The organism is Rhizobium sp. AAP43, from assembly GCF_001296045.1.
Classification (GTDB): domain Bacteria; phylum Pseudomonadota; class Alphaproteobacteria; order Rhizobiales; family Rhizobiaceae; genus Allorhizobium.
In genome coordinates this window covers 65832-75099 of record NZ_LJHS01000037.1, presented here as the reverse complement: position 1 = coordinate 75099, position 9268 = coordinate 65832, and the positions used below count along the sequence as shown (strand labels likewise).

10 protein-coding genes are annotated in these 9268 nt (G+C 63.6%); 5 read left to right on the top strand and 5 right to left on the bottom strand.

What is annotated here, in order from left to right; translation table 11 throughout:
• Positions 1–124 precede the first annotated feature (124 nt).
• Positions 125–871: a hypothetical protein gene (locus tag IP76_RS17985; protein ID WP_054159610.1), complete on the bottom strand. Its 747-nt coding sequence runs from the start codon at positions 869–871 to the stop codon at positions 125–127.
• A gap of 169 nt (positions 872–1040) precedes the next feature.
• Between IP76_RS17985 and IP76_RS17980 the strand changes: the two genes are divergently transcribed.
• The 3 genes from IP76_RS17980 (at position 1041) to IP76_RS17970 (ending at position 2997) form a co-directional block, all read left to right on the top strand.
• Positions 1041–2186: a helix-turn-helix domain-containing protein gene (locus tag IP76_RS17980; RefSeq protein WP_054159609.1), complete on the top strand. Its 1146-nt coding sequence runs from the start codon at positions 1041–1043 to the stop codon at positions 2184–2186.
• A 143-nt stretch (positions 2187–2329) separates the two neighbouring features.
• Positions 2330–2572: a type II toxin-antitoxin system VapB family antitoxin gene (locus IP76_RS17975; protein ID WP_054159608.1), complete on the top strand. Its 243-nt coding sequence runs from the start codon at positions 2330–2332 to the stop codon at positions 2570–2572.
• Positions 2572–2997, top strand: coding sequence for a type II toxin-antitoxin system VapC family toxin (locus IP76_RS17970; RefSeq protein ID WP_054159607.1), 426 nt, complete (start codon positions 2572–2574; stop codon positions 2995–2997). Before IP76_RS17975 ends, IP76_RS17970 begins: the two co-directional genes overlap by 1 nt.
• Before the next feature lie 449 nt (positions 2998–3446).
• Here IP76_RS17970 and recQ read toward each other — a convergent pair whose 3' ends face one another.
• The 3 genes from recQ to IP76_RS17955 all read right to left on the bottom strand — a co-directional run bounded on the left by recQ (position 3447) and on the right by IP76_RS17955 (position 6098).
• Positions 3447–5306, bottom strand: a complete 1860-nt coding sequence (gene recQ / locus IP76_RS17965) for a DNA helicase RecQ (protein WP_054159606.1) — start codon at positions 5304–5306, stop codon at positions 3447–3449.
• Positions 5307–5385: 79 nt separating this feature from the next.
• Positions 5386–5793, bottom strand: a complete 408-nt coding sequence (locus tag IP76_RS17960) for a type II toxin-antitoxin system MqsA family antitoxin (protein ID WP_054159605.1) — start codon at positions 5791–5793, stop codon at positions 5386–5388.
• 2 nt (positions 5794–5795) lie between these two features.
• A complete protein-coding gene (locus IP76_RS17955; protein WP_054159623.1) occupies positions 5796–6098 on the bottom strand; it encodes a type II toxin-antitoxin system MqsR family toxin in 303 nt (100 codons plus the stop codon).
• Between the two features lie 207 nt (positions 6099–6305).
• Between IP76_RS17955 and IP76_RS17950 the strand changes: the two genes are divergently transcribed.
• Positions 6306–6887: a nucleoside 2-deoxyribosyltransferase gene (locus tag IP76_RS17950; protein ID WP_054159604.1), complete on the top strand. Its 582-nt coding sequence runs from the start codon at positions 6306–6308 to the stop codon at positions 6885–6887.
• A gap of 363 nt (positions 6888–7250) precedes the next feature.
• Positions 7251–8540 carry an MFS transporter gene (locus IP76_RS17945; RefSeq protein ID WP_054159603.1) on the top strand — a complete coding sequence of 430 codons (1290 nt, stop codon included), beginning with the start codon at positions 7251–7253 and terminating at the stop codon, positions 8538–8540.
• A gap of 26 nt (positions 8541–8566) precedes the next feature.
• Here IP76_RS17945 and msrB read toward each other — a convergent pair whose 3' ends face one another.
• On the bottom strand, positions 8567–8992 hold the full coding sequence (msrB, locus tag IP76_RS17940; RefSeq protein WP_054159622.1) for a peptide-methionine (R)-S-oxide reductase MsrB: 426 nt from the start codon (positions 8990–8992) through the stop codon (positions 8567–8569).
• Between the last annotated feature and the right edge of the window lie 276 nt (positions 8993–9268).

Sequence of the window (9268 nt, the reverse complement as noted above, 5' to 3'; positions counted from 1 at the left end):
GACCTCCTCTTCTCCCCAGCGGGGAGAAGGTGGCGCGCAAGCGCCGGATGAGGGGGAGCGAAGCAGGTAAGCGCGTGATCAAATTAAGCAGCATCCAAACGCACTTCGGACACCCCACGCCCAATCACCGGATCGTCGCATGCACCATCTCGCCCCGGATGGTGATCGAAGGCTTGGCCCCCGGCGTGTTGGCCAGCGCGCTGTCGACAAAGGAGGCGACCGCTTCCACGCCATACGAAATCGGTGTCGGCACGAGGAAATTGATCGAGGCGTCGAGCATGGTGCCGGAGACCTTGATTGCCTCGGTTTGCATCACCCGCTCGAAGGTCAGCCGGGCCCGGAGTGCTGCCCCGGAAACGCTGACGGAGGTCGCATGGCCGGCAAGCGCGAAATCGCCGGCATCGCTGTTGACATCTACCGTGGCAAAATCCCCGTCGAGCTGCATCCGCGCCGCCTTTTGGTCGATCAACACCTCGGCCTCGGGCGCAAGCTTCGCCACCAGGGTAAGCGTGCAATCGTCCCAGTCATTCCAGCCGAAAAAGCCGCCGCGCTCGCCCATGTCGACGGTGAGCGTGGTGCCATTGCGCGCCATGCGGGCCTGCTCGGTGCAGGGTCTGGAAAACCAGCCGGAATGCCAGATCGCGCCCCAGCCGCGCCGCGTGCCGGAAAGCACGGCTTGCGGCTTTCCCTCGCTGCGGGTCGAGATGGAAATGTCGCTTGCCGCGCCCCGCACTTCAAGCCGGGTCACACCGGAGAGGTCAACAGGGCCTGAAATCGCATCGCTGGCCTGGATCAGCTGCACGCTGCCGTCGAGCACGATCAGCCCGACAAGGCCGCCGAGGATGGAAAGGACAATGGTTCTCTTGCGCATGGGGTGGGTTCCTTCGCGGTTGGGCCTTGCGTATCGCCTCGGCCGTTGCAATGCCCCCATCTGCCGCCCGTTTGCCGGTCCTCGCGACCTCGATCATGTTTGAGGTCGACCGGGATCGCGCTTCCGGTCATGATCGGGAAAAGCTGATCCCACCATTCGTGAAATCCCCATGCTCTTCGTCCCGCTCTCCTTCCTCGTTGCCCTCTTTCTCGGCATCTTCCTGGTCCGCCTCCTTCGCGAAGGTCGCGACAGCTGGGGCGCGCATGGCCTCTTCCTCATCCTGATTGCCATGTACATCGCGCAAAGCCTGCTGGTCGGCCTGCGCTGGGGCTATGGCCTGACCCAGGTGCTTGCCGTCCTGCCGATCCTGGCAAGCCTGATGCCTGCACTTTCCTATCTCGCCTTCCGCGATCTCGCCCGTGAAAGGCAGGGCCTGACTGTGAGCGACTGGCCGCATCTCCTGCCAACACTCGCCATCGCGCTGATCCTGGCGTTGGGGCGTCTGCCGGCGCATCTCGGCATCCCGCCGGCCTTGCGCATCCCGGTCGATCTGATGCTGATCGCCACCTTTCTCGCTTATGGCGCAGCCTTGCTCTGGCTCTCGCGCCACGGGCCGGATGGCCTCGTCGCCTCCCGCCTTGACGGCGCCTTGCGCTCGTTTCGCGCTCTGCAACTGACCGGCATCGCCCTCATTGCCTCGGCGCTGACCGATGTCGCCATCAGCCTCGACATGCTCTGGTCCGGCGGCCGCTACTCCCCCGCCGTCGTCTCCGCCGCAACCACGCTGATCCTCCTTCTGCTGGGCATCGGCGCCGTCAGCGCCGGCACGGAAGAGGCGGGCGGCGATGTGCTGGGCGAAGAAAGGCAAGGCGCGGCTCACCCGCAGGAGGGGCCGGAGACGGAAGCCGCGCCCCAGTCGCCATCTACCCGTGAAGCCAGCGAAGACGACCGCCAGCTCGCCGCCTCTCTCGATCGCCTGATGCTGGAAAAACGCCTCTGGGCCGATACCGACCTCAACCTCACCCGTCTCGCCCGCCGCCTCGGTGTGCCCGCTCGCGCCGTGTCCGAAGCCGTCAACCGCGCCCATGGCATGAGCGTCTCACACTACGTCAACACCCACCGCATCACCGAAGCCTGCCGGCTGCTGCGCCAAACCGACATGCCCATCACCCGCATCACTTTCGAAGCCGGCTTCATGACCAAGTCGAATTTCAACCGCGAATTCCTGCGCGTGACGGGCGAGAGCCCGAGTGAGTGGCGGCGGCGGATGTCTCTTCTCCCCAGCGGGGAGAAGGTGGCGCGCAGCGCCGGATGAGGGGGCCAGACGTCATGCGCAACTGTCCGAACAGGACGACGATAAAAAGGCCCTGAGACTTGGCGTGTTGCCAGCGCGAAACGGCGCACTGGCCATACGATGGAAACGAGCATATTATCGCGCCAGCAAAAGGATATGCTGCCATGCCACTCTACATCAAGGATCCCGAGGTGGACAGGCTCACCAACGAGTTGATCGGCCTGACAGGGACGAGCAAGGTCGATGCCGTGAGGGATGCGCTGAAAGACGCGATTGCCACCCGCAGGGCGAAGTTGCCCATGCACGAACGCTTGGCCAGAACGCTGGCCATGGCCGAGGCCGCAGGCCCCTTCCATCCCGGCGACCACAAAAAGGAAACCGATGAGATGTGGGGCGAGGCCGACTGATGCTCTTCATCGATGCCTCGGTCGCCGTCGCAATCATCACGCGGGAAGATGACTCTCTTGACCTGATGCAGCGATTGGAACAACACGGCGGCCCATTTTACGTGTCGCCGGTGATGCGGCTGGAGGCCACACTCTCCATTGCGCGCAGACTGGCCGGCCCGGACACGCCAGGGACATCAGCCATGGTCACCACGGCGCGTGATCTGGTCGAGCAGTTCACTACCGATCTCGAAGCCCGCGAGCTTCCTGTCTCGGCGGAGATCGGTGCCAGAGCCTTGGACGCGGCCCAACATTTCGGAAAAATCGTCAATCACGCGGCACGCCTGAACCTCGGCGATTGTTTCACTTACGCGTGCGCCTCAGCCTGCGGTGCGAAAATAGCCTACAAGGGCGATGACTTCGTCCATACGGATATCGGCTGGTAGACACCTCCGGCTCCCTTTTTGAGGGGGAGGTCGCGCTGACCCACCAGCCCTGACCCTGAGGCGGGAGCGCAAGCGACCCTCGAAGGACGAGGGCTGGTGGCTTGCATCCGCCGTTGTGGGCGTAACCGGAGGCCTCGGTCCTTCGAGGCCCTCGCTTGCGCGAGCGCGCCTCAGGATGAGGGGAACCGTGAGTGCCGCAACGGCCAGCCCTCATCCTTGAGGTGGGAGCGCCAACGCTCAGCCCTCACCCTGAGGTGGGAGCCACAACGGCCCTTATCCTGAGGCGAGAGCCACAACGATCAGCCCTCATCCTGAGGCGGGAGCGTAAGCGACCCTCGAAGGACGAGGGCGGGTGGCGGTCTCGCGGATTGGATATGCCGGGGCCCCGATCCTTCGAGGCCCGACTGCGCGGGCTCAGGATGCGGCGCTTCGGAGCAGACCTCTGCCGCTCACCGCGAATAGGCCAGGATCACCTCAAGAAACGCATCCCCATAGCGCTCCAGCTTCGATTGGCCGATGCCGGAAATGCCGAGCATCTCGTCCTCGTCCATCGGTCTCTCCGTGGCCAGCGCAATCAGCGTCGTATCGGGGAAGATCACGTAAGGCGGCACGGCCTGTTCGCGGGCAAGCTCCATGCGACGGGCGCGGAGCGCCTCGAACAGCTCCTGATCCGCGTGATCAAGCCCGGCCTTCGCCTGCGCCGTGCGCGAGGATGAGGCCCCGCGAGCGGCCTTGCCCGTCGTCGGGCGGTCCTTGCGGAAGCGCACGTCAACCTCGCGCTTGAACACGGCCCGCGCCGTTTCTTCCAGTTTCAGCGCGCCAAAGGCGGTGTGGTCAACCCGCACGTAGCCTGCGGCCAGCAGCTGGCGAAACACCGATTGCCAGGTCTTCGAAGGCACATCCTTGCCCGCCCCGAAGATCGGCATGTCGGTGTGTCCGAACCGCGTTGTCTTGTCGTTTTCATTGCCCAGCAGAACATCGATCAGATGCCCGGTGCCGAAGCGCTCGCCTGTGCGATAGATCGCGGCCAGCGCCTTGATCGCGGCATCCAGCCCGTCCCAGGTTTCGACGGGCTTGAGGCAGGTGTCGCAATTGCCGCATTGGCCGGCGTGGCTTTCGCCGAAATGCTTGAGGATGGCCTGCCGCCGGCAGCCGGGCGTCTCGCAGATGGCGAGAAGCGCATTGAGCTTGGCCCGCTCCACCCGCTTGATCTCGTCGGAAGCGCCGCCCTCATCGATCATCCGCCCGCGCTGGATGACATCGGCCATGCCATAAGCCATCCAGACATCCGACGGCAGGCCGTCACGACCCGCACGCCCCGTCTCCTGGTAATAGGCCTCGACGGAGCCCGGCAGATCGAGATGCGCGACATAGCGCACATTGGGCTTGTCGATGCCCATGCCGAAGGCAACCGTCGCCACAAGGCAAAGCTCTTCCTCTTTCAGAAACGCATCCTGATTGGCGTCGCGCACGGCCCGGTCCATGCCGGCGTGATAGGGAAGCGCCCGGATGCCTTGCGTTTCCAGCCACTCGGCGGTTTCCTCCACCTTGGCGCGGGAGAGGCAATAGACAATGCCGCTCGATCCCTTGTGGCGCGAAAGAAACCGCAAAAGCTGCTGGCGCGGCTGGTCGCGCTCGACAATCTCATAGGCAATGTTCGGCCGGTCGAAGGAGGTGGTGAAAACCTCTGCATCGTGAAGCCCCAGCCGCTCGATGATGTCGTCCCGCGTATGCGGATCGGCCGTCGCCGTCAGCGCCATGCGCGGCACGCCGGGAAAGAGCGAGGTCAGCTTGCCCAGCTCGCGATACTCAGGCCGGAAGTCATGCCCCCATTGCGACACGCAATGCGCCTCATCAATGGCAAAGAGCGCGATCTCCACCCCTTGCATCATCTCGACGAAACCCGGCGTCGCCGTGCGCTCCGGCGTCACATAGAGAAAGTCAAGCTCGCCGCGCGAGAGCGCCCGCCGGATCTCGACATAGTCCTCGCGGGACAGGGTCGAATTCAGCGCCGCCGCGCGAATACCCAAACCCTTCAACGCCTGCACCTGATCGCGCATCAGCGCAATCAGCGGCGAGACGATCACGCCGACACCCTTGCGACACAGCGCCGGCACCTGGAAACACAAGGACTTGCCGGCCCCGGTCGGAAACAGCACCACGGCATCGCCGCCTGACACGACATGATCCACCACCGCCTGCTGCTTGCCGCGAAAGGCGGAATAACCATAGACGCGCTTCAGCACGGACAGCGGGGTTTCCACGACGGGCCGGGAAAAGAGCGGATCGGTGAGGGGCTGAGTCGACATGGTGAGAGGTGTAGCGGAGAGGGCGGGGGATGGCGATAGGGACCAAAGGGTTCTCCCCGGACGAGACGGGCAAGAAGCCTCAGGCGCGCTTCAACACGCCCACTTCCTCCGGGTGCCGGTCCAGCATGCGAAACAGGTTGACCACAGCCGGTGCCGGTATGACCTTGCCCGTCTCATAGCGCGAAAACGCATTGTGTCCGCCGCCTGTCAGGGCTGACGCCTGTGCCTGGTTCAGGCCAAGTTTCTTGCGAATGCGGCGCAATTCTTCGCCCACGGCGCGCCGTGCTTGAAGAACCAGCGCATCGCCCGCTTCGGCATAACGTGCAGCACTTTCCGCATCGAACTCGATCTCGCCGCAATCGGCACACCGCACGCCCGAAAGACCGTCGACCTCTGTTCTCAGGTCTCTGAACGTCACCCCATGGCGCTCGTTCTCAAAGCGGGTCATTCCTTGCGCAGAACCGCAGCTGATGCATTCCAGGCCCATATTCATAACTCCTTGAATTGGATCACGGGGGCACCGTCGGTCCGCATCGTCACTTTCACATAGGCTTTTCCAGCAGGCGTGTCGGCGTGATAAACATCCTGCCAAACCCTGTTGTCCGCATATGTCGTCATCGACTTGAAGAAATGTCGCGGCGTCAAGGCGCAGACGGCGTCGATCATCTCTGCCAAGGTTAGCCCCATCTCACGTCCGCCATCCAAGGCGGTTTTGGTAAAGGCGGCCGCCTTTCGCGCTCGCACCAGCACGATGACGGCAGCTAGGTCATGATGGGCGACACGCTTCTCCATGGCTAATATTACCCTTTCAGGGTATTTTTTCAAGGTCTGACCGTCGCCCAAAGGGGGGGCTGCATTCATCCCGCATCCCGCCCTCTCATCCCCCATCCCCCACCGAAACCCTGTGTACATCGCGCGCTCCACTGCCGCCACGGCTTGCATCGCCCGTCCACCACTGCTCCTCATCACCGTCTCCCAATGGTCAGGATCCTCCCCCGCATGTCTTCCAGCGCCACACCGCTCAAACTCTATCTCGCCGGCCCCGAAGTCTTCCTTCCCGATGCCCGCGCCATTCTCGATGCCAAGGCGGCGCTGACACGAACCTATGGCTTCGAGCCCATCTGCCCCGGCGATCTCGTCATTCCGCCGGCCCCGACCAAACACCAGTTCGGCCTCAACATCTCCGAGGTCGACGAGGGCTTCATGAATGCCGCCGATGGTGTGATTGCCAATCTCACCCCCTTTCGCGGCATCGCCGCCGATCCGGGCACGGTCTTCGAACTTGGCTATATGTGCGGCGCCGGCAAGCGCGTCGCCTGCTACACCAATGTCGCCGCCAGCCATTATGACCGCAGCGTCGGCTTCTACAACGGCAAGGTCCACATCGCCGACGACGGCCGCAAACGCGCGCCCGATGGCACCATGCTTGAAGACTTCGAGATGATCGAAAACCTGATGCTGCATGGCGGCGTCACCCGCCGCGGCGGCCCCGTGGCCGTCCATGATGCAGCGCCCGATCGTCTCTGGACCGATCTGACCGGATTCGAGCAATGCTTGAAGGCGCTCGCAGAAGGCAAGTGAAATCAGCGGCTTGTGCCGGGCTGTTGAGATGACCGCTGGCGCTGCGTCCACAGATCAGCCCTCATCCTGAGGTGGGAGCGCAAGCTCCCCTCGAAGGGTGAGGGCGGGTGGAAAATGTCGTGGCCTCGTCCTTCAAGGCTCGACTGCGTCGCGCACCTCAGGATGAGGGGGAGCCGTGAGCCTGCTCTTCTTCCCCATCGGGTAGAACGTGGCCCCAAGGCGCCCGCCCTCAGGCGGCCGTGAAGCAGGCGCCTGCGCTCGACGCTATGCCGGGCTTCGCCCGATGAACACCCCTGAATTCACAGGGCTTGTTATCATGCGCTTGGCAATGCTCTCTTCACGCTCCCACCGGAGACATCTCCCTTGAGTCAGCATGTGACGCCAAAGCCGAAGCTCGGGCTTCGCTTTCATCGCCTGATTTTGTCGAGCGGCTTTGCCAATCTCGCCGATGGCATCGGTGTTGTCGCCTGGCCCTGGCTCGCCTCGCTGATCACGCGCGATCCGCTGGCGATCGCGCTGGTTGGCGTGGCACAGAAACTGCCCTGGTTCCTCTTCGCGCTGCCCTCCGGCGTCATCGCCGATCGGTTTGATCGTCGCCGCATCGTGGCCGCAATGGATTTCGCCCGCTTTTTTGCCCTCATGGGCTTTGCCGCCGCCATGCTGATCCCGGGCCTCCTGCCGGTCGCGCCTGAGGAAGGTTTTCCGCTGGATCTGCTTTATGGATTGATGCTTCTCTCGGCCCTTATTGTCGGGTTCTGCGAGGTGTTGCGCGACAATTCCGCCGTCACGCTTTTGCCGGCGATTGTGCCGCAGGAACGGCTGGAAGGGGCCAATGGCCGCCTGGGCAGTGTTGAAATCGTGATGAACATGATGATCGGCCCGCCGCTGGCCGGGGTGCTGATCGGGCTGGCACTGCCCTTTGCCTTCGGCCTTTATGGCATCGCCTTTGCGTTTGCCGGCCTGCTCGTTCTGTCGATCCCCGGTCGCTACCGGACCGAGCGTGCCGTGAAGCGCCACTGGGTGAGCGAGATCGGCGAAGGTGCGGCCTTTCTCTTTGCCCGGCCGTTGCTGCGCGATCTCGCATTCAGCCTTGGCATCTACAATGCGGTTGAGAGCATGATGATGATCGCCCTCGTTCTTTATGCCCAGGAGGTCATGGGGCTGAATGCCGCTCAATATGGTCTGCTTTTGACCAGCCTTGCCGCCGGCGGTCTTGTCGGCGGTGTGTTCGGCGAGGCCATCATCGCCCGCCTTGGGGCCTCGGTCGCCTTGAGGCTCGGCATTGTCACCTGCGGCCTCTTCGCGCTTGTGACGCTGCTTTGTCCTTATGCAATCTTGGTGTGGATCATCCTCTTCGTGGCAAGCGTCGCCGCCATGGTCTGGAACATCATAACGCTGTCGCTGCGCCAGCGCGTTGTGCCGCCGCATTTGCTCGGCCGCGTCAGCAGCGTCTACCGTTTCTTCGGCCTCGGCACGCTGCCGCTCGGTGTGCTCATTTCCGGCCTCTCGGTCTCCGTGGCCGAAACGCTGATGCCGCGCCCGCTGGCGCTTGCCGCACCCTTTGCCATCGGGGCCGTCATGTCTGTCCTGCTGCTGGCTGTTATGTGGCGCCGGGTGGCGCCACAGGCTCTGGCGGAGTTCCGACCCGCTTGAGGGCCTCCCTGCCGGAAGTCACCCCCTCACTCGATCGGCGTAAACACCATCGAATGCCCGTTGATGCAGTAGCGCAAGCCGGTCGGCTTCGGGCCGTCGGGGAAGACGTGGCCCAGATGCCCGCCGCAATTGGCGCAGCGGATTTCGGTGCGCACCATGCCAAAGGCGCGGTCGGTATGCTCGGTCACGGCGTCGGGCTTCACCGGCTCGAAATAGCTCGGCCAGCCGCAGCCGGCGTCGAACTTGGTGTCGGAAACGAAGAGCGGTTCGTCACAGGCCGCACAGCTGTAGAGGCCCTTGTCGAAGTTGTCCCAGTAGGGGCCGGTAAAGGCGCGCTCGGTGCCGTGCTCGCGCAAGATCCGGTATTGCTCCGGCGTCAGTTGCTCGCGCCATTCCTCGTCTGTCTTCACCAGTTTCGGCGTCTGCGCGGTGGCGGATCGGGTCAAAGTCATGGGTTTCTCCTCAAGCGCTTGGAGCATTTCCAGCCGGAGCGGGTTCGCTTCGGCGTCGGACAATGCGGCAAAATCAGAACGACAGAGCATTCCGGTGTGCCTGTGTTCGCCGGAAATGCTCTGTCAGGCCAAGCATTGCCCGGCCGGTCTTGCACTATAGATAGGGCGCCACCGGCGCTCCTGCAATTGCGCGGGAAAGCCTTCGGCTTGGGCGCCGGTCCAGTCGCTTCACCCATTCCTGATATACATGGGGAAAACACGGCAAACCTCGGCCTG

Coding starts and splice junctions, on each gene's coding strand:
- IP76_RS17960 (WP_054159605.1), bottom strand. CDS start 5,793: ATGGGCCTGGAATGCATCAGCTGCGGTTCTGCGCAAGGAATGACCCGC.
- IP76_RS17950 (WP_054159604.1), top strand. CDS start 6,306: ATGTCTTCCAGCGCCACACCGCTCAAACTCTATCTCGCCGGCCCCGAA.
- IP76_RS17980 (WP_054159609.1), top strand. CDS start 1,041: ATGCTCTTCGTCCCGCTCTCCTTCCTCGTTGCCCTCTTTCTCGGCATC.
- recQ (WP_054159606.1), bottom strand. CDS start 5,306: ATGTCGACTCAGCCCCTCACCGATCCGCTCTTTTCCCGGCCCGTCGTG.
- msrB (WP_054159622.1), bottom strand. CDS start 8,992: ATGACTTTGACCCGATCCGCCACCGCGCAGACGCCGAAACTGGTGAAG.
- IP76_RS17955 (WP_054159623.1), bottom strand. CDS start 6,098: ATGGAGAAGCGTGTCGCCCATCATGACCTAGCTGCCGTCATCGTGCTG.
- IP76_RS17985 (WP_054159610.1), bottom strand. CDS start 871: ATGCGCAAGAGAACCATTGTCCTTTCCATCCTCGGCGGCCTTGTCGGG.
- IP76_RS17970 (WP_054159607.1), top strand. CDS start 2,572: ATGCTCTTCATCGATGCCTCGGTCGCCGTCGCAATCATCACGCGGGAA.
- IP76_RS17975 (WP_054159608.1), top strand. CDS start 2,330: ATGCCACTCTACATCAAGGATCCCGAGGTGGACAGGCTCACCAACGAG.